This window comes from Rhodococcus sp. 1R11 (assembly GCF_004563845.1).
GTDB lineage: Bacteria > Actinomycetota > Actinomycetes > Mycobacteriales > Mycobacteriaceae > Rhodococcoides.
In genome coordinates, this window is record NZ_SPNG01000002.1 from 250,161 (window position 1) to 269,709 (window position 19,549).

A 19,549-nucleotide genomic window follows, 5' to 3' on the forward strand; every position below is an offset into this window, starting at 1 on the left:
ACCCATCGTCGGCCGCGGGGGCACAGCGGCCGCGACACAGCATCAACGAACGAGATTCATCTTCTAGGACGAAAGAGACGACGTGGCACGGGATTATTACGGGACTTTGGGCGTCGGCCAGCAGGCGACGGACCAGGAGATCAAACGCGCTTACCGCAAATTGGCGCGAGAGTTGCACCCGGACGTGAACCCGGACGAGGCCGCACAGGCCCGGTTCAAGGACATTTCCACCGCATACGAGGTGCTCTCCGATCCGGAGAAGCGTCGGATCGTCGACCTCGGCGGCGATCCTTTGCAGCAAGGCGGCGGCGGTGGTGGCGGCGGATTCGGCGGTGCCGGATTCGGCGGCGGCCTCGGCGACGTCTTCGAAGCGTTCTTCGGCGGTGGCGCAGGCGGTGGACAGCGCGGACCCAAGGGACGCGTACAACCCGGAGCCGATTCGCTGCTGCGAACCAAACTCACCCTCGACGAATGCGCCACCGGCGTCACCAAACACATCACCGTCGACACGGCGATCCTGTGCGACCTGTGCACCGGCTCGGGCACCAACGGCGATTCCAAGCCCGTTCGGTGCGAGACCTGTGGCGGTGCCGGCGAAGTGCAGTCGGTGCAGCGCTCGTTCCTCGGCCAGGTCATGACCAGCCGTCCGTGCCCCACCTGCCGCGGTGCGGGCGAGACCATCCCGGACCCCTGCCGCAAGTGCGGCGGCGACGGCCGGGTGCGTTCGCGTCGGGACATCTCGGTGAAGGTCCCGGTCGGCGTCAGCAACGGCATGCGCATCAGGTTGGCCTCGCAGGGCGAGGTCGGGCCGGGTGGCGGCCCCGCAGGCGATCTCTACGTGGAAATCGTCGAGCAGCAGCACGAGGTGTTCGTCCGTGACGGCGACGATCTGCACTGCACCGTTCGCGTCCCGATGGTCGACGCGGCACTCGGGACGTCGGTGACGGTCGACGCCATCATCGACGGCCCGACCGAGATCTCGATCGAGCAAGGGACACAACCGAACTCGACGACGGTGCTGCGCGGGCACGGGATGCCCAAGCTCCGTTCCGGTATCCGCGGTGACCTGCACGCCCACCTCGAGGTCATCGTGCCGACCAAGCTGGACAGCAAGCAGACCCACCTGCTCGAACAGCTCAAGACCATGCGCGACCGCGATTCGGCGGAGGTCGTCACCACCGGTTCGGCGCACAGCGGTGGCCTGTTCTCGCGGTTGCGGGAAGCCTTCAGCGGGCGCTGATTCATGGCCCCCACGGTCTTCTATCTCACGCCGCTGCCGGCCGTGGGAGAGCTCGCCGTGCTCGACGGCAAAGAAGGTCATCACGCCGCGACCGTGCGGCGGATCCGAGTCGGCGAGCGGCTGCTGCTCAGTGACGGTGCCGGCGGTCTGGCCGACACGGTCGTCGTCGGTGCCGAGAAGAACCGACTCGAACTGACGGTGCAGTCGCGCACGGACATGCCGCGAGCCACGCCCACGGTGACGCTGGTTCAGGCGTTGCCGAAGGCGGACCGCTCCGAACTGGCGATCGAGCTGGCCACCGAGGCCGGGATCGACGCCGTGGTGCCGTGGCAGTCGGCGCGATGCGTCGCTCGCTGGGAAGGGCCCAAGGCGACCAAGGGGGTCGCGCGCTGGCGCAGCACCGCCGCCGAGGCGGCCAAGCAATCGCGTCGCGCATACATCCCCGAGGTATCCGAGTTGCACGATTCACGCTCGGTGTACGCCCTCGTGAACCGCATCGTGGCGGGCGGCGGCATCGTCGCCGTGCTGCACGAAGCAGCCACCTCGGCGTTTCGCGACCTGCCGTTCGATTCGGTGCCCGAGGTCGCGATCGTCGTCGGACCGGAGGGTGGCCTCGACGACCGAGAGATCGCGGCTCTGACCGAGGCAGGCGCGACCCCGGTGGTGCTGGGCCCGACGGTGCTGCGAACCTCGACGGCCGGAGCCGTCGCGTTGGGAGCCTTGGGCGTTCTGACGACGCGGTGGGCGCAACTTCCGCCCGACTTTCCGAACGCATGAGCGTTCGCATCAAGATCGCGTACGGCGAGCATCCGGAACAGTTCGGTCACCTCTATCTGCAGTCCGCGCCGGTCACGCCCGCCACACCGGTGGTCGTGATCGTGCACGGTGGATTCTGGAGTGGGCAGTACGCGTCGAACCTGGGAACCCAGTTCGCCCGGGCTGTCGCCGGAGCCGGCGCGGTCGCCTGGAACATCGAGTACCGACGTGTCGGTGCGGGCGGGCACTGGCCAGAGATGCAGGCCGACGTGCGCGCCGCACTCGACGCCGTGGCCGGGGTGGTGCAGCACCATGCCCCGGTCGGTGTCGACGATGTCCGCGTCATCGGGCACTCGGCGGGCGGACACCTGGCCGTGTGGCTCGGCGGCGAAACCGACACGACGGTCCGGCCGTCGCGCATCGTCTCGCAGGCGGGTGTCCTCGATCTGGAGCCGCGCGGGGCGTCGGGACGTACCAATCCGGCGGTCGAGGCCCTACTGCAGGCCCGCTACGAAGACGAGCCCGAGCTGTACCGGTCGGCCTCACCCCTGGCCCGACTACCCATCGGCATCCCGACGATCTGTCTGCACGGATCCGATGACCTTAAGGTCCCGGCTTCGCAGAGCTCGAGGTACGTCGAGGCCGCACGAGCCGCGGGCGACGACGCGGAGCCGGCGATCGTGCCGGGCGAGGACCACTTCGCCTTCCTGAACCCGGATTCGCGGTGCTGGGCGCTCTCGCTCGAGGCCGTCCTGGGCGAGCGCCGTGGGTAATAGGAATGCGCATCGATCCTGCGGCGTTAAACTTGGTCCGAGCGCGACCTGACGGACGCGTTCGACAACATCAGCGTCACCGGTCGAAACAAGAGAGCAGGCCATAGCCACCACGTGAGTGAACACAGCGAATTTCCCGCCGAGCGCGACGTTCGGTCCACCTTGGAGCTCGCCCCCGAAGCAGTGATGCCGCTGCTGGGACAGTCCGACGAGAACCTCCGGGCGCTCGAGCAGATGCTGACGGCCGACATCCACGTACGAGGAAACGCCGTGACGCTCACCGGGAAGGTGCCCGATGTGGCGTTGGCCGAGCGGGTGATCACCGAATTGGCGGCATTGGCCAAACGTGCTCAGCCACTGACTCCCGACGCAGTGCGCCGGTCGATCGCCATGCTCACCGAGGGGGTGTCGGATTCTCCCGCCGAGGTGCTGAGCCTGGACATTCTGTCGCGTCGAGGCAAGACCATTCGACCCAAGACGTTGAACCAGAAGCGCTACGTCGACGCGATCGATTCCAACACGATCGTGTTCGGAATCGGTCCTGCCGGAACGGGCAAGACCTACCTGGCCATGGCCAAGGCAGTGCAGGCATTGCAGACCAAGCAGGTCAGCCGCATCATCCTGACGCGGCCTGCGGTGGAGGCGGGTGAGCGTCTGGGCTTTCTGCCCGGAACCTTGCACGAGAAGATCGACCCGTATCTGCGTCCACTGCACGACGCCTTGCACGACATGATGGACGACGAGGCTATTCCCAAGCTGATGCAGGCCGGAGTCATCGAGGTCGCGCCGCTCGCCTACATGCGTGGCCGTACGCTCAACGACGCGTTCATCATTCTCGACGAGGCGCAGAACACCACGGCCGAACAGATGAAGATGTTCCTCACGCGTCTCGGATTCGGATCGAAGATCGTCGTCACCGGAGACGTGACGCAGGTCGACCTACCCGGCGGTGCCCGCTCGGGCCTTCGTGCGGCGTCGGAGATTCTCACCGATGTGGACGACATCCACTTCGCGCAACTGACCAGTAGTGACGTGGTGCGGCACCGGCTCGTCTCGGAAATCGTCGACGCCTACGAGCGCTTCGAGTCCGCATCGGAGGGCGTCATCGCGAACCGCGCGCAACGCCGTGCCGGTGGGCCGCGTTCGGCGAGAAGATGATTCAGGCGTACGGAAACGGTAATGCAGGCAACGAGAGCGTGGGTAGTGGCTAGATGAGTATCGAAGTGTCCAACGAGTCGGGGATGGACATCTCCGAGCCCGAACTGGTCTCGGTCGCACGGTTCGCGATCGCAGGCATGGACGTGCACCCCGCTGCGGAACTGTCCATGGTGCTGGTGGATTCGGCAACCATGGCAGATCTGCACATGCGCTGGATGGATCTGCCCGGCCCCACCGACGTGATGTCGTTTCCTATGGACGAGCTCGAACCGGGCGGTCGTCCCGATGCTCCCGAGCCCGGACCGGCGATGCTGGGAGACATCGTGCTGTGCCCGTCCTTCGCGGCGGATCAGGCCGCGGCAGCAGGACATTCGCTCGAACACGAGCTCGCGCTGCTCACCGTGCACGGCGTGCTGCACCTGCTCGGCTACGACCACGCCGAGCCGGACGAAGAGAAGGAAATGTTCGAGCTGCAGAACCGTCTGCTGGCCGAATGGTACGAGGACGCCAGGCGGGCGGAGCAGGCAGCCGAACAGGCCGTTCGAGACGCTCGGCTGCTCGGCAAGGCCGGCTTCGTCGACGGTCTCGACCGATGATGTGCGTGTTCGGACCAGCGGGAGTGCGGGGTCCTAGCGCGTGAGCAGTGCTGCCGCACTCATCGTCTTCGCCGTTCTGCTGGTTCCTCTCGGCGGCTTGTTCGCCGCAGTCGATTCGGCCCTGAACACCGTCTCGCGGGCGCGAATCGAAGACATGGTCAAGGACGAGCGACCGGGTGCCACCGGCCTCGTCGTCGTGGTTGCCGACCGCCCGCGGTACGTCAATCTCATGGTGCTGCTTCGTATTCTGTGCGAAATCGGCGGCACGGTGCTGCTCGCAGGCGGCCTGACCCAATTGATCGACTCGACCACCGCGCTCGTGATCACCGCTGTGGCAATGGTTTTGGTCAGTTACGTCGTGATCGGCGTCGGTCCGAGAACGCTGGGTAGGCAGAACGCGTACTCGATCGCGCTCGCCGCAGCGTTGCCGTTGCGCGCCCTCGGCTGGCTCCTCGGGCCGATCAGCAGGCTGCTCATCCTCATCGGTAACGCGATCACCCCGGGCAAGGGATTTCGCAACGGCCCGTTCGCATCCGAGATCGAGCTACGTGAGCTGGTCGACATGGCTCGCGAGCGCGGAGTCGTGGCCGACGACGAACGCCGAATGATTCAATCGGTGTTCGAGCTGGGCGATACCTCGGCCCGCGAGGTCATGGTGCCGCGGCCTGAGATGGTGTGGATCGAATCCGACAAGTCGGCGGGGCAGGCGACGTCGCTGGCCGTGCGCAGTGGGCACTCTCGCATCCCGGTGATCGGCGAGAACGTGGACGATATCGTCGGCGTGGTGTACCTCAAAGACCTTGTGCAGCAGACGTATTACTCCACCGACGGTGGGCGAGGCGTCCAGGTCTCCGAACTGATGCGTCCGGCGGTGTTCGTACCGGACTCCAAGCCGCTCGACAGTCTTCTCGCCGAGATGCAGCGAGACCGAAACCATATGGCGTTGTTGGTCGACGAGTACGGCGGCATCGCGGGCCTGGTGACCATCGAGGACGTCATCGAGGAGATCGTCGGGGAGATCGCCGACGAATACGACTCGGACGAGGTAGCACCCATCGAGCAACTCGAAGACGGACGGTTCCGGGTGTCCTCGCGGGTACCGCTCGAGGATCTGGGTGAAATCTTCGGTATCGACATCGAATCCGAGGAGGTCGATACCGTCGGCGGACTCCTCGGCTACGAGCTCGGCCGCGTGCCGCTGCCCGGTTCCGAAGTAACCACTCACGGGCTGTTGCTGCGCGGCGAGGGCGGAGCCGACCCGAAGGGCCGCGTCCGCATCACCACCGTGCTGGTCGAAAAGCTCGAACCCGACGAAGAATCCACCGAGGACGACGACTCGTCGGACGTCACTCACCAACACTGAAATCTGGAGGTGCTCGATGTCCGAGCAACACACCGAAGAGTTCCGATCCGGATTCGTCTGTTTCGTAGGCCGGCCCAACACCGGCAAGTCCACCCTGACCAATGCACTGGTGGGGTCGAAGATCGCCATCACGTCCTCGCGACCCCAAACCACGCGCCACACGATCCGCGGCATCGTGCACCGCGACCACGCGCAACTGATCCTCGTCGACACCCCGGGGCTCCACCGACCGAGAACGCTTCTGGGACAACGCCTCAACGACCTGGTGCAGGACACCTACTCCGAGGTCGACGTCATCGGACTGTGCATCCCCGCCGACGAGAAGATCGGACCGGGCGACCGGTGGATCCTCGAACAAGTGCGGCACATCGCGCCGAAGACCACCCTGATCGGCATCGTGACCAAGATCGACAAGGTCAAGAAGGAACGCGTCGTACAGCAGTTGATGTCGTTGTCGAAGTTGCTGGGCGAGAATTCGCACGTGATCCCGGTATCGGCCGAGTCCGGTGAGCAGATCGAGAAGCTCGTCGACCTCCTGGCCTCCGAATTGCCGCCGGGGCCTGCCTTCTATCCCGACGGGGAGCTGACGGACGAGCCGGAGGAAATCCTCATGGCCGAGCTGATCCGCGAGGCAGCGCTCGAAGGTGTTCGCGACGAGCTCCCGCACTCGCTGGCAGTGGTCATCGAGGAGGTCGTGCCGCGCGAGGGCCACGACAACATGCTCGATGTGCACGCGATCCTGTACGTCGAACGGTCCAGCCAGAAGGCCATCATCATCGGCAAGGGCGGCTCGCGACTCAAAGAGGTGGGCACCGCGTCGCGACTGCAGATCGAGAAGCTGCTCGGTACCCGCATCTACCTGGATCTGCACGTCAAGATCGCCAAGGACTGGCAGACCGACCCCAAGCAGATGGGCAAGCTCGGTTTCTGACGTGCCCTGACGAGCAGGCTACGAGGTGTCGCTCACCTGGGTCCACCACGGCTCGGGGCGTCGGCGATGCCACTGCAGTACGTTCTCGAGTTGAGCGGCCACCGACACCAGCAGAGGCTCTGTGGATTCGTGGCCCATCAGCTGCAGACCGATCGGTAGACCGGCTTTCGTCAGTCCCGCGGGGACGTTGACACTCGGCCAACCGAGGACGTTCCACGGCCACGTGTACGGGCAGTGCTCGGTGATCACACGGTCGGTGTCGGCGTTGGAGATGCCGTCGATGGCGTCGACCCGCGGAGGCGGCGTGGCCGTCGTCGGGGCGAGCACGATGTCGTAGTCGTCGAAGAACCGGCCGATGCGGCGGGCTATCCGTGGCTCTGCCGCGCGGGCCGCCCGCAGTGGTGCGCCGGCGAGGGCTCGTCCGCTCTTCGCGTTGGCTCGGGTGCGTGGGTCGGCCAGCGACGGGTCGGGCAGGCGGTCGAGCCAGGCCGCGACCCCGGCCAACGACCGCGGTAAGAAGTTGAGCCCCAACAACATTCCGTATGCCGGATCGTCGACGACCACGCGGTGGCCGAGCAACCGCAGCACGGCAGCCATCTCGTACGCCGCAGCCGTGATCTCGGGATCCAGTGCCGCGGGTGTCGGAATGAACGGCTTGCGCAGACTCAACGCGATGCGCAGGGAACCGGGGTCGCGGCCGACAGCGTCCGAGACGGTCAGCGGAGTGGGCCGGTGCAGATCGCCGTCATGCCCACCGGAGACCACGTCGAGCAGCAGGGCGGCGTCGGCCACCGTTCGGGCGAGCGGTCCGATGACGGTGATGCCGTTGAACGCCTCGGCATCGGGCCAGGTGGAAATTCGGCCGCGCTGCGGCTTGATGCCGACGAGGTTGGTCCACGACGCCGGGATGCGCACCGAGCCGGCACCGTCGGAACCGAGAGCGGCAGAGACCAATTCGGCTGCGACCGCGGCAGAACTGCCACCGGAGGAACCGCCCGGAGTCCGGTCTCGGTGCCACGGATTTCTCGTGTGGCCGAACGATCCGCCCGTGAACGGCCATTGCCCGAGTTCGGGACTGTTGGTCTTTCCCACGATGATCGCCCCTGCTGCACGCAGTCGGCGAACCACCTCGGAGTCCTCGGTGGCACGCGGAAACGGGCCGGCGCAGCCGAATGCGGTCGGTTCGCCGACGATGTCGACATCGTCCTTGACTGCGATCGGAACGCCGAGCAGGGGAGCGGACGAGCCCGCAGCGATCAGCCGATCGGCCTCGGCGGCTTCGGCGAGGGCGGCATCGCGCCGCACGATCCGGAACGCGTTGAGAGTGGGTTGACTGCGTTCTATGCGATCCAGTGCGGCGGTGACCACCTCGACCGAGGTGACGCGTCTCGACGCGAGTTCGGCAGCCTGAGCAACGAGTGTCGACCGATGGAAATCCACGTGTGCACAGTATCGACTCACCGTCAGCGCGGGAACGATCTTCGTCGACGCCCACGTGGGACACTGGAGAGCGTGAGGCCATACCGTGACAACGCAGTCGTCCTGCGCCAGCACAAGCTGGGTGAGGCCGATCGCATCGTCACGTTGCTGACCAGGGAAAACGGTATCGTCCGTGCGGTGGCCAAGGGGGTACGCCGCACCAAGTCCAAGTTCGGCGCACGGCTCGAGCCGTTCGCGCACATCGACGTCCTGCTCTATCCGGGACGCAACCTCGACATCGTCACCCAGGTGCACACGGTGGACGCGTTCGGCGGGGACATCGTTGCCGATTACGGCCGCTACACCACCGGCTGCGCAGTCCTCGAAACCGCCGAGCGTCTGGCCGGTGAAGAACACGCCCCCGCGCAGCGCCTGCATCAGCTGACCGTCGGCGCGCTGCGTGCCCTCGCGCAGCACGTGCGGCCGCCCGAGTTGGTACTCGACGCGTATCTACTGCGTGCGATGGGTTTCGCCGGATGGGCTCCCGCACTGACGGACTGTGCTCGATGCGCTGCGGTGGGGCCGCACCGAGCGTTCCACGTCGCCGCAGGTGGCGCTGTGTGCGTGCATTGCCGACCGCCGGGATCTGCGACGCCATCGACCGGTGTGCTGGATTTGATGGTGGCCCTCGAGCGAGGGGAGTGGGACTACACCGTCACCACCTCCGATGCGGTCCGAAAGCAGGCCAGTGGCCTGGTGGCGGCTCATCTGCAGTGGCATCTCGAACGCCAGCTCCGCACACTTCCGCTCATCGAGCGCTCGCACCCACACCAGGTGCCGCTGGCCCAACCTGACTCCGTGTTCGCCGACACCGTCGGGCAGGATGGGGACCGTGATCCGACGACGCGAGCCGCAACACCGGCCTGACGAACGGTCGGCGGTCCGCCCGCCGGACCCGCACCCCTCGGGTGCGCGGCCGCCGATCTTGCAGCCGGAGCTGATTCCTCGTCACGTGGCTCTGGTCATGGACGGTAACGGCCGGTGGGCTCAGGATCGTGGATTGCCACGAACCGCAGGGCACGAGCAGGGCGAAGCAGTACTGATGGATGCCGTCTGTGGCTGCATCGAAATCGGTGTGCAGTGGTTGTCTGCGTACGCTTTCTCGACGGAGAACTGGAAGCGCAGTCCCGACGAGGTCAAGTTCTTGATGGGCTTCAATCGCGACGTGATCCGGCGTCGACGTGACGAGATGAACGAGATGGGTGTGCGGGTGCGCTGGGCCGGTCGGCGACCGCGACTGTGGGGCAGCGTCATCAAGGAACTCGAAGTGGCCGAGGAGCTGACCAAGCACAACACGGTGATGACGCTGACCATGTGCGTCAACTACGGCGGGCGAGCCGAAATTGCCGATGCTACAAGGGAAATTGCGCGTCAAGTTGCCGCCGGAAAGATCAACCCGGAGAAGATCACCGAGGCGACCGTCGCGAAGTACCTCGACGAGGCGGACATGCCCGACGTCGATCTGTTCCTGCGTCCCTCGGGGGAGCAGAGAACCTCCAATTTCCTGCTGTGGCAGTCGGCCTACGCGGAGTTCGTGTTCCAGAAGAAACTGTTCCCCGATTTCGATCGTCGAGATCTGTGGGAGGCCTGCATCGAATTCGCGTCGCGGGACCGACGATTCGGTGGAGTGAAATATGAGTGACGATGTATCGGGCCTGACCTTGCAGACGCGGGCTCAGTTGGCGCTGGCGCAGTTCGCCCCTGTAACGGTGGGTGAGGAAGGCTCTCTGGGGTTCGACTATGCGGGTGCGCTGTGCTCGCTACGCGCGGTGCAGCTCTCGCCGGAGCTCGAGGTTCTCTCGCTCACCGCGGTGCTGGCCTGGGATCGACCGCTCAAGCCCGCACTGCACAAGAAGGTAGCCGACCGCAACGCCGATTCACAGTTCGGCGCGATTTCGGTCAACACCCACGACAAGCTCGCAGATGTGTTGTTGCGCTACACCTTTCCGGCCAACGGGTTGGACGACGAAGCGATGTTGACGATGTTGATTCTGGTGCTCGCCGGGGTCGAGAAGGCCCGCGAGGGTCTGCTGCCCTGAACGGTCGTCTAAGGTAAGCCTTTACTTACTCACGTGAAGGTGGTTGCAATGGCGGTACGTGTGTCCAGAATGCTGACGGCAGTGGTGGCGGTGATGGCAATCGGCGCGTCCGCGACTGCCTGCTCCACAGCAGAACCCGACAACAGTGGGGCCCAGTCTGCGGACGGTGTCTTCCCGGTCGTCATCGACCACATCTACGGCAGCACGACCGTTCCCGAGAAGCCCACCCGCATAGTCACGCTCGGGGTGTCCGACGCCGATGCCGTCATCGCGCTCGGAACCGTCCCGGTCGGAAACACCGGGTACACCTTCTACGAGACCGGACTCGGTCCGTGGACCGACGAGTTGGTCGGCGACGCACCACTGACGCTGCTGGGCTCGGAGTCCGAACCGAACTTCGAGCTGATCGCCTCTCTGCAACCGGACCTGATCACCGGACTGAACGCCGGCTTCGACGAGGCCACCTACGCACAACTCAGTGACATCGCCCCGACCGTCGCTCGACCGGCAGGATCGGCGGCATACGCCGTCGATCGCGAGGTGGCCACCGACACCATTGCACGCGCGATGGGCGAATCCGAACGTGGCAAAGAGCTCAATGCACAGACCACCGCTGCGCTCGAACAGGTGCGAGCCGCACATCCGGAGTTCGCGGGTAAGACTGCCGCCGTGGTACTTCCGTACGACGGTCAGTTCGGCGCATATTTGCCAGGCGATGCACGCGGTACGTTCGTCACGTCGTTGGGCTTCGGCATTCCGGACCCGATTCTGGCCGAGGACAACGGCACCAACTTCTTCGTTCCGGTCTCGGCGGAGAACATCTCGAAGCTCGACGCCGATGTGGTGCTCTATCTCGGCACCGGCGACGGCATCGACGTCGTGGCGGAGAATCCGATCTTCGGAACACTGACAGCCGCCCGCAACGACGCCATCGTTCCGTTGTCCACCGATCAGCGTGGGGCGATCACGTACAACTCGGTGCTGTCCATTCCGTTCGCCATCGATTCGGTAGTGCCTCGCCTGGCGGGTGCGGTGGGGTGACAGCTGTTCAGTGACCGGCCGTGCTGCACTGGCTGCAGGTGCCGAATATTTCGATCGTGTGGCTCACGTCGCTGAAGCCGTTGGACTCGGCAACGCTCTGTGACCACTTCTCGACGGTGGGTCCCTCGACCTCGACGGTAAAGCCGCAGGAGCGGCACACCAGGTGATGGTGATGGCCGGACGAACAGCGGCGATACACCGACTCGCCGTTGTCGGTACGCAGGACGTCGACCGTTCCTGCGTCGGCGAGAGTCTGCAGTGTGCGGTACACGGTCGTCAGGCCGATGCCCTCGCCGCGCTTGCGAAGCTCGTCGTGCAGATCCTGTGCGGACTTGAACTCCTCGATGGTGTCGAGCAGATCCGAGATCGCACTGCGTTGCTTGGTGGCGCGCACTCCGACCACGACCGGTCGTCTCGGAGTGGCGGTATCGGTCGTCTTCTCGGTCACAGGTTTCGGCCTTCCTCGGCGTGAGCCACCGCGTCGACGACGATGTGGGAGAGATGGTCGTCGACCAGTCTGTACAGGACCTCGCGGCCGTTGCGTTCTCCGCGCACCACGCCGGCGGCCTTGAGGACCCGCAGATGCTGGCTGATCAACGGCTGCGTCACACCGAGGGCGACGACGAGTTCGTGAACGCAGCGCTCGGATTCTCTGAGCTGCAGCACGATGGCGATCCGAACCGGTGCGGCCAGTGCCCGCAGGATGTCGCCAGCCGCGGCCAAGGTCTCTTTCGGCGGGAGCAAAGCAGGGGGAGCGGCGGCGAACGGGTCGTCGTGCACCGGGCGTTCCGGATCCTGCAGGTGCGCCGCCGTCTCCATGGACGAGTCGGTTCTGTGGGTGTGCACCGTGGACATGGCTGCGGCTCCTTCGGTCACCGGTCGGTTGTCGAATTCTCCCTGCACGGTCGACGTCATGAACTCAGGTTAGTGCAGTCATCGTTATTGCAAATCGTATTCATTGTGATATGCACAGGTGCGCATGTCAATTTCGGTGCCCGACCGCTGTTCGGAATCGATGACCGAGCCAGATAGTCTGATCAGGGCGAAAACCGCCCACGTCACCTCTTACCCGATGTAACCGAAGATGGAGAGCTCCGCCAGTGGCACCCAAGTCCAAGGTCGAAACCGTCGCCAACCTCGCCAAGCGCAGAGGTCTCGTCTACCCGTGCGGCGAAATCTACGGCGGTACGAAGTCGGCCTGGGACTACGGTCCGCTCGGCGTCGAGCTCAAGGAGAACATCAAGAAGCAGTGGTGGCGCAACATGGTCACCAGCCGCGACGACACCGTCGGGCTCGACTCGTCGGTGATTCTGCCGCGCCAGGTCTGGGAGGCCTCCGGCCACGTCGAGACGTTCTCCGATCCGCTCGTCGAGTCGCTGCACACCCACAAGCGCTACCGTGCCGATCACCTCATCGAGGCCTACGAAGAGAAGCACGGCCACCCGCCCGAGAACGGCCTCGCTGATATCCGCGATCCGGAGACGGGTGAGCCCGGTTCGTGGACCGAGCCGCGCGCATTCTCCGGCCTGCTCAAGACCTTCCTCGGCCCGGTAGACAACGAAGAGGGGCTGCATTACCTGCGCCCCGAGACCGCTCAGGGAATCTTCGTCAACTTCGCCAACGTGCTGACGACCTCACGCAAGAAGCCGCCGTTCGGCATCGGCCAGATCGGCAAGAGCTTCCGCAACGAGATCACTCCCGGAAACTTCATCTTCCGCACCCGCGAGTTCGAGCAGATGGAGATGGAATTCTTCGTCAAGCCCGGTGAGGACGACGAGTGGCATCAGTACTGGATCGACTACCGCATGAAGTGGTACACCGATCTCGGCATCGATCCGGAGAACCTGCGGCTTTACGAGCACGCCAAGGAAAAGCTGTCGCACTACTCCAAGCGCACCGTGGACATCGAGTACAAGTTCGGCTTCCAGGGCAGTGCCTGGGGTGAGCTCGAGGGCGTCGCGAACCGCACCGATTACGACCTGACGGTGCACTCGAAGGCGTCGGGCCAGGACCTGAGCTACTACGAGCAGGCCACCGACACCCGGTACACCCCGTACGTCATCGAGCCGGCCGCCGGCTTGACTCGGTCGCTGATGGCGTTCCTCGTCGACGCGTACACAGAGGACGAGGCCCCCAACGCCAAGGGCGGCGTCGACAAGCGTGTCGTGCTCAAGCTCGATCGTCGTCTTGCCCCGGTGAAGGTCGCGGTGCTCCCGCTCTCGCGTAACGCCGACCTGACGCCGAAGGCGAAAGATCTTGCGCAGCAACTGCGTCAGTACTGGAACGTGGAATTCGACGATGCCGGAGCCATCGGCCGTCGCTACCGTCGTCAGGACGAGATCGGTACCCCGTTCTGCATCACCGTCGACTTCGACACCCTCGACGACCACGCCGTCACCATTCGTGAGCGCGACACGATGGCACAGGAGCGCGTGGCTCTCGATCAGGTCGAGGGCTACATCGCCGCCCGTCTGATCGGCGCGTAGGGCTGTAGGCAATACACAGGGCCCGATCTCTCGGTGAGAGATCGGGCCCTGTCGCATGTCTGGGTCGAATCAGAAGCGGCCGCCGCCGCCACCGAAGCCGCCGCCTCCGCCGCCGAAGCCCCCGCCCCCGCCGAACCCGCCACCGAATCCGCCGCCGCCGCGCAGCACGCTGTTGATCAGGATTCCGCCGAGCACCGCGCCTGCTACGTTGCCGCCGCTACTGCCGCCGCGTGGACCGTGCCGATTTTCCCAGTTCTGCACGTCGGACTGGGCGATCTGCGACGCGCGCGAGGCCAATTGGCTGGCGGCATGCGCGTGCTTGAGAGCCTCGTCGGGATTGCCCGGCTCGAGCTGACGAGCTGCACCGAGATGCCGTTCGGCTTCGGACAAACGCGTTCGAGCATCGGCACCCACGCCGCCGCGGCGCGTCGAGATGTAGTCCGCAGCAGCAGTGATTTGCGCCTGAGCAGCCGCAATATCGCGTTCCAGACGCGCCCGCAGCTGATCCTCGGCGGCCTTCTCGGCCGATGCTTCGTCGACGATCTTCTCGAGTTCGGAATCTGCTGCGGCAAGGGCGGTGTAGCTACCGAGCGGATCGCTCGACTGTGCCGTCTCCGCATTCTTCAATGCCGTCTGTGCCGCAGCCATCGCCGCCTGCAGTTCGGTACCGCCGTGTTCGGCCAGTCCGCGAGCCTGCTCGATGTCCCGGCGGACGTCCGCGATGGCGTCGGGCAGGGTGGCTATTGCGTGCCGTATGTCGTCGCGGGCGTGGTCGACTCCGTCGAGCAATGACTTCGCCTGATCGACGGCTCGTTCCGCGGTCCGAATCGCGGTCACGGCCGGGCCCTGCTTTCCGGGCGGCAGTGCTGCGGCCTTGCGGCCGGCTTCGATGTTCTCCTCGGCCAGGGAAACTCGATCCTTGGCCATCGTGACGTTGTCGGCGATCGATTTCAATGCAGACTCGGAGAACTCCGAATGCAGCTGAGAGAGTAGGGCTTCGGACTGCGGAATGCGCACCGTCAAGCCGATGATGGCTTGGGTGAGCTCGTCGAGATGCGAACCGGCGTTCATGACGAGGTCGCGGAATCCGTCGAATTCCTCGACCCGAGAGTCGAGTTCGCGATCTGCCTGGCCGCACGAGGAGATGATCTCGACGAGCATCGCCCGTCGCTGATCGGGGGTTTCGGGAATGGTGTCGTCGAGCCGCTGACGGATCTCGAAAGCAGAGGCCAGAGCTTTCTTTGCGTTGTCGTACGCAGTGATGAACGGAGCGGCTGCCGAATCGCCGAATTCGCCTCGGGCCAAGGTCAATTCCTCCTCGCTGGCTCGCACGGCGTTGTCGGTCTCGATCAGAATTTCCTTGGCGCGGGTGTCGAGAACGTCGATCGGGAATTGGGCCAATGCTGCCGGGTCACTCGGGTCGATCTTCGCCACCGCTTCCACCTCGGCGGCCACTCGAGCCTTCTTGCGCCGTGAGGAGTAGACAACAGCTCCGCCGCCTGCGACGGCCAACACACCGACACCGATCAGCAGCGGTGCCGACGACCCACCTCCACCGCTCGACGCATAGGCCTCGCCGAGAGCGCCGGCCGCAGCTATGGCCGCTCCCGACCAATCCTCCTCGCCCAGTGCAGGTTCGACGTCGTTGACACGAATGTCGTCCTGTTCGGACGTGGTGATCTGCGAGAGCCCGGTGTTGACAGCGAGGTAGTACGAACGGTCGACGGTCGCCACTGCGAGCAGGACGTCACGCTGACCGAGATCACTTCGTTCATATGTCTGCTGGGCCCAGTTCGTTGCCGACATGTTGTCGAAATCCGCGACGTAGGTGACCCACAGCCTGAGCTGGCTGCTGCCGTAGAGGTCGTCGATGGAAGTCTGCACCTCGGCCAGCGAATCAGGGTCGAGAGCCTGCACGTTGTCGGTGATCTGGGTGGCGAGGCGCGACGGTGCCTCGGCGGAGGCGACACCGGGGGCGAGGAGAACCGCAGCGAACAAGGTCAGAGCACCTGTTGCGGTGAGGCGACGGAATCGATGAACCGACCTACGGACTGTGGCGCTGGAATGCCGCCGGTGCTGGACTGCCATGCGCTGAAATCTACCGGCTGGGTCGTGTCCGAATCGAGCAGGTCGATCCATGACAGTTGTCATCGTGCAATCGTGACGCTCGGTCGAGGTGGTCGGGCTCGGATCGCAGCAGAGTAGCTGTCATGACCACAACGAAGGCAGTCGAACTGCGAGGCGTCACCAAGACATACGGATCGGTCCGTGCGGTGGACGGAATCGACCTGTCCATCGAGCCGGGCGAGGTAGTCGCTTTTCTCGGCCCGAACGGTGCCGGAAAGACCACGACCATCGACATGATGCTCGGGCTGGCCACACCCACCACCGGGACGGTCTCGGTGTTCGGCGGCACTCCGGCCGACGCCATCGCTCAGGGGCGTATCTCGGCGGTGATGCAGACCGGCGGACTTCTTCGCGACCTGACCGTCCGCGAAACCGTCGAACTGACCGCGGCTCTGTTCGCGAGAACCAGGTCCGTGAAAGAGGTGTTGACGCGGGCAGGCATCGCCGACATCGGCGACCGGCGGGTGGCGAAATGCTCCGGCGGCCAGCAACAGCGACTGCGATTCGCACTCGCTCTGTTGCCCGATCCGGACTTGTTGGTGCTGGACGAGCCGACCACCGGCATGGACGTCGAGGGGCGACGCGACTTCTGGAATGCCATTCGCCAGGACGCGAGCACCGGAAGAACGGTGTTGTTCGCGACGCACTACCTCGACGAGGCCGATGCCTACGCCGACCGAATCGTGCTGGTGCGGCACGGCAAGATCGTCGCCGACGGCAGCGCTGCCGAGGTGAAGAACCTGGCTGCAGGACGCACCGTCACCGCCACGCTGCCCGGCGTCGACCGGTCCATGTTGCTCGCTCTGCCCGGAGTCGACCGCGTCGAAACTCGCGGCGATCGGGTGATCGTGCATGGCCGAGATTCCGATGCGGTGGCTCGATACCTGCTCAACGACGCACATGCGACCGATCTCGAAATCGTCTCGCGCAACCTCGAGGACGCCTTCCTCGCCCTGACCACCGATGCCGACACCGAACTCGCCGGGAGTATCCGATGACCACGACCTCGCCCCGCCCCACCGCTACCAGAGCCGTTGCGTACGGCGGATTTTCGCCCACGTTCCTCGGACTCGAAATACGTCGACTGTTCAGGAACAAGCGCACGTTGATCTTCACGTTGGTGATGCCCCCGGTGTTCTTCGTCATCTTCGGGACGCAGTCGGACTACCGGACCAACTACCCTTTCGCGCACGGCAACGTCACCGGCTACATTGCCATCAGCATGGCCGTCTACGGCGCGATGCTGGCCACCACGAGTGGGGGAGCGATGGTCTCCGTCGAACGCGCTCAGGGCTGGAGCAGGCAGCTGCGATTGACCCCGCTCAAGCCCGTGGCCTACATCGTCACCAAGATGCTCGTCGCCATGACGATGGGTGCTGCAGCGATCGTCGTGGTCTTCGTTGTCGCGGCATTCTTCGGAGCCGACATGCCGATCTGGGTGTGGCTCGCGTGCGGAGTGATCGCGTGGCTCGGATCTGCGGTGTTCGCCGCATTCGGGTTGTTCATGGGGTACCTGCTGCCCTCGGAGAACGTCATGCAGATCCTCGGACCGGTGCTGGCCTTCCTTGCCCTGGCCGGCGGATTGTTCGTCCCGCTCGGTGACAGCGGCTGGTTCCCGATGCTGGCGAAGTTCACTCCGCTGTACGGTCTGGCGACCGTGGCCCGGGCTCCGTTCACCTCGGCCGACGCAGGAATCCTCGCCGTCGCAGTGGTGAATCTGGTGGTGTGGGCGGTGGTCTTCATCGCAGGAGCGGCGCTGCTGTTCCGGAAAGACACCAAGCGTGCCTGACGCGGAAACCACCGATCGTGTCGCCCACGGAGATACCGTGGGCGACATGACCACGTTCACCGCCGACCTCCCCGAGGGCAGGGTCTGGCGGTACGGCTGGATGTTCGGAGCCATCTGGCTGATCTACCTGATCTATCCGTTGAACGAGATTCTGTCCTTGGAATCTCTGGCGGCACGGGTCCTCGGCATTGCCGCGATCGTCGGATTCGGAGTCGTGTTCACCGCCACCTTCTGGCGATTTCGCAACGGTCACCGCCGCGGAAATCCGCTGCCGGTATGGCAGGCCTGGGTTGCACTCGGGGCGATGCTGGCCCTCACCACGGCCATGAGCGCGCTGATCGGAACCACCGGTTTCGGCGCAACGATCTACATCGCGGTCCTGGCGATGATGACGCTGCCGGTTCGGCAGGCGTGGACGTTGGTCGCGGTGATGGTGGTGCTCATCGAAGTGGCACCGCGGGTCGTCCCGTCCTGGGAGCCCGACAACTTCTTCGCGTTTCAGTTACTGATCAGCTCGGCCGCCGCGTGGGGCATCACTCAGGTCTTCCAGCGCAACCACGAATTGGCCGTGGCGAGGCAGCAATTGGCCGACCTGGCGATCGTCGCCGAACGCGAGCGGATGAGCCGAGACGTACACGACATTCTGGGGCACTCCTTGACCGTCATCACCGTCAAGAGCGAACTGGCCGGCAGATTGCTCGAAATCGATGCTGCCCGAGCAGCTGTCGAGATCGCCGAGGTGGAAACCCTTGCAAGGCAAGCACTGGCCGACGTTCGCAGCACCGTAGGCGGCATGCGTCAAATCGACATCGGCACCGAACTGGCAAGCGCACGAACAGCTCTGGTAGCCGCCGCCATCGACGTCGAGCTGCCCGCGGATGCCGACGTCGTTCCGCTGAGACACCGCGAATTGTTCGGCTGGGTCCTACGTGAGGCGGTGACCAACGTGGTTCGACATTCCCACGCACGCCACTGCCGAGTGATGCTGACGCCGTCGAGCATTTCCATCGTCGACGACGGATGCGGGCCGGCCGAGGAACACTGTGGAGGAAACGGGCTCCGCGGGTTGGGTGAACGCGTGAGCGCTGCCGGTGGTTCACTGACGCTCGCCCGGGTTCCGACCGGCGGATTCAAGGTGGAGGTCTCGGCACCATGAGTATCAGACTGTTGCTGGCCGACGACCAGGCGCTGGTGCGTGGTGCTCTTGCGGCATTGTTGGGGCTCGAACACGACCTCGACATCGTCGCCGAGGTGGGACGCGGTGACGAAGTGGTGGCTGCGGTTCTCGAACACCGACCTGACGTCGTGCTGCTCGACGTGGAAATGCCGGGCAAGAACGGCATCGACGTCACCGCCGAGCTGGCTCAGGTGGTACCGGAGTCGAGAGTGCTGATCGTCACGACATTCGGCCGGCCCGGATATCTGCGCCGTGCGATCGATGCCGGAGCCTCTGGATTCGTCGTCAAGGACACCCCGGCCAAGCAGTTGGCCGACGCCGTACGACGGGTCCACATGGGTCTACGGGTCGTCGATCCCGCTCTGGCGACCGAAACGCTCACCGAAGGCATCTCCCCGCTGACCGCCCGTGAGCAGGAAGTTCTTCGCGCAGCGTCGAAGGGTGGGACGGCCGGTGCCATCGCGGCGCAGGTGCACCTGTCGGAGGGGACGGTGCGTAACCATCTCTCTTCTGCGATCGGAAAGACAGGCACCAGCACCCGGGCCGAAGCGGTCCGAGTCGCCGAGGACCGTGGGTGGCTCTGACCTTCCGAGG

Annotated in this window: 20 protein-coding genes; 16 read left to right on the top strand and 4 right to left on the bottom strand. The window is 65.0% G+C overall.

What is annotated here, in order from left to right:
• Window positions 1-82 precede the first annotated feature (82 nt).
• The 7 genes from dnaJ (at window position 83) to era (ending at window position 6,817) form a co-directional block, all read left to right on the top strand.
• A complete protein-coding gene (gene dnaJ / locus E4P29_RS04395) occupies window positions 83-1,240 on the top strand; it encodes a molecular chaperone DnaJ (RefSeq protein ID WP_027497501.1) in 1,158 nt (385 codons plus the stop codon).
• Window positions 1,241-1,243: 3 nt separating this feature from the next.
• Window positions 1,244-2,017 carry a 16S rRNA (uracil(1498)-N(3))-methyltransferase gene (locus E4P29_RS04400; protein WP_032390960.1) on the top strand — a complete coding sequence of 258 codons (774 nt, stop codon included), beginning with the start codon at window positions 1,244-1,246 and terminating at the stop codon, window positions 2,015-2,017.
• Window positions 2,014-2,769, top strand: coding sequence for a prolyl oligopeptidase family serine peptidase (locus E4P29_RS04405; protein WP_135042263.1), 756 nt, complete (start codon window positions 2,014-2,016; stop codon window positions 2,767-2,769). Before E4P29_RS04400 ends, E4P29_RS04405 begins: the two co-directional genes overlap by 4 nt.
• Before the next feature lie 114 nt (window positions 2,770-2,883).
• Window positions 2,884-3,927, top strand: coding sequence for a PhoH family protein (locus E4P29_RS04410; protein ID WP_032370242.1), 1,044 nt, complete (start codon window positions 2,884-2,886; stop codon window positions 3,925-3,927).
• A 53-nt stretch (window positions 3,928-3,980) separates the two neighbouring features.
• The gene (gene ybeY / locus E4P29_RS04415) at window positions 3,981-4,523 is read left to right on the top strand and encodes an rRNA maturation RNase YbeY (protein WP_032368173.1); all 543 of its coding nucleotides are present in this window, start codon (window positions 3,981-3,983) and stop codon (window positions 4,521-4,523) included.
• Window positions 4,524-4,563: 40 nt separating this feature from the next.
• The gene (locus E4P29_RS04420) at window positions 4,564-5,886 is read left to right on the top strand and encodes a hemolysin family protein (RefSeq protein WP_027497496.1); all 1,323 of its coding nucleotides are present in this window, start codon (window positions 4,564-4,566) and stop codon (window positions 5,884-5,886) included.
• 16 nt (window positions 5,887-5,902) lie between these two features.
• Window positions 5,903-6,817 (top strand): GTPase Era, encoded by a 915-nt coding sequence (gene era, locus E4P29_RS04425; RefSeq protein WP_027497495.1) that lies wholly within the window; start codon window positions 5,903-5,905, stop codon window positions 6,815-6,817.
• An 18-nt stretch (window positions 6,818-6,835) separates the two neighbouring features.
• On the opposite strand, the gene E4P29_RS04430 is transcribed toward era, so the two are convergent.
• Complete coding sequence (locus E4P29_RS04430) at window positions 6,836-8,257, bottom strand: amidase (protein ID WP_135042265.1); 1,422 nt, start codon at window positions 8,255-8,257, stop codon at window positions 6,836-6,838.
• A gap of 72 nt (window positions 8,258-8,329) precedes the next feature.
• Between E4P29_RS04430 and recO the strand changes: the two genes are divergently transcribed.
• The 4 genes from recO to E4P29_RS04450 are packed head-to-tail and all read left to right on the top strand — an operon-like array spanning window position 8,330 to window position 11,376.
• Window positions 8,330-9,163 (top strand): DNA repair protein RecO, encoded by an 834-nt coding sequence (gene recO, locus E4P29_RS04435; RefSeq protein WP_135042267.1) that lies wholly within the window; start codon window positions 8,330-8,332, stop codon window positions 9,161-9,163.
• Window positions 9,120-9,938 (top strand): isoprenyl transferase, encoded by an 819-nt coding sequence (locus E4P29_RS04440; protein ID WP_135042269.1) that lies wholly within the window; start codon window positions 9,120-9,122, stop codon window positions 9,936-9,938. The genes recO and E4P29_RS04440 overlap by 44 nt, the downstream gene beginning before the upstream one ends.
• On the top strand, window positions 9,931-10,335 hold the full coding sequence (locus tag E4P29_RS04445) for a hypothetical protein (protein WP_135042271.1): 405 nt from the start codon (window positions 9,931-9,933) through the stop codon (window positions 10,333-10,335). The genes E4P29_RS04440 and E4P29_RS04445 overlap by 8 nt, the downstream gene beginning before the upstream one ends.
• A 48-nt stretch (window positions 10,336-10,383) precedes the next feature.
• A complete protein-coding gene (locus E4P29_RS04450; protein WP_135042273.1) occupies window positions 10,384-11,376 on the top strand; it encodes an iron-siderophore ABC transporter substrate-binding protein in 993 nt (330 codons plus the stop codon).
• 7 nt (window positions 11,377-11,383) lie between these two features.
• On the opposite strand, the gene E4P29_RS04455 is transcribed toward E4P29_RS04450, so the two are convergent.
• Window positions 11,384-11,824: a Fur family transcriptional regulator gene (locus tag E4P29_RS04455; RefSeq protein ID WP_094694950.1), complete on the bottom strand. Its 441-nt coding sequence runs from the start codon at window positions 11,822-11,824 to the stop codon at window positions 11,384-11,386.
• Complete coding sequence (locus E4P29_RS04460) at window positions 11,821-12,195, bottom strand: metalloregulator ArsR/SmtB family transcription factor (RefSeq protein WP_048318751.1); 375 nt, start codon at window positions 12,193-12,195, stop codon at window positions 11,821-11,823. The genes E4P29_RS04455 and E4P29_RS04460 overlap by 4 nt, the downstream gene beginning before the upstream one ends.
• A gap of 281 nt (window positions 12,196-12,476) precedes the next feature.
• Here E4P29_RS04460 and E4P29_RS04465 point away from each other — a divergent pair, with 281 nt between their 5' ends.
• Window positions 12,477-13,862: a glycine--tRNA ligase gene (locus tag E4P29_RS04465; RefSeq protein WP_135042275.1), complete on the top strand. Its 1,386-nt coding sequence runs from the start codon at window positions 12,477-12,479 to the stop codon at window positions 13,860-13,862.
• A gap of 69 nt (window positions 13,863-13,931) precedes the next feature.
• Here the strand turns inward: E4P29_RS04465 and E4P29_RS04470 are convergent, their stop codons facing one another.
• Entirely contained in the window at window positions 13,932-15,950 is a 2,019-nt protein-coding gene (locus E4P29_RS04470; RefSeq protein WP_245154157.1) for a TPM domain-containing protein, read from the bottom strand.
• A 122-nt stretch (window positions 15,951-16,072) separates the two neighbouring features.
• Between E4P29_RS04470 and E4P29_RS04475 the strand changes: the two genes are divergently transcribed.
• From E4P29_RS04475 to E4P29_RS04490, 4 genes are read left to right on the top strand one after another with little or no spacing between them, the layout of a single operon-like run.
• Window positions 16,073-16,987, top strand: a complete 915-nt coding sequence (locus E4P29_RS04475; protein ID WP_135042277.1) for an ABC transporter ATP-binding protein — start codon at window positions 16,073-16,075, stop codon at window positions 16,985-16,987.
• On the top strand, window positions 16,984-17,778 hold the full coding sequence (locus tag E4P29_RS04480) for an ABC transporter permease (RefSeq protein WP_135042279.1): 795 nt from the start codon (window positions 16,984-16,986) through the stop codon (window positions 17,776-17,778). Before E4P29_RS04475 ends, E4P29_RS04480 begins: the two co-directional genes overlap by 4 nt.
• Before the next feature lie 46 nt (window positions 17,779-17,824).
• Window positions 17,825-18,934, top strand: a complete 1,110-nt coding sequence (locus E4P29_RS04485) for a sensor histidine kinase (protein ID WP_135042281.1) — start codon at window positions 17,825-17,827, stop codon at window positions 18,932-18,934.
• Complete coding sequence (locus E4P29_RS04490) at window positions 18,931-19,539, top strand: response regulator transcription factor (RefSeq protein WP_135042283.1); 609 nt, start codon at window positions 18,931-18,933, stop codon at window positions 19,537-19,539. The genes E4P29_RS04485 and E4P29_RS04490 overlap by 4 nt, the downstream gene beginning before the upstream one ends.
• The last annotated feature ends 10 nt before the right edge of the window (window positions 19,540-19,549 follow it).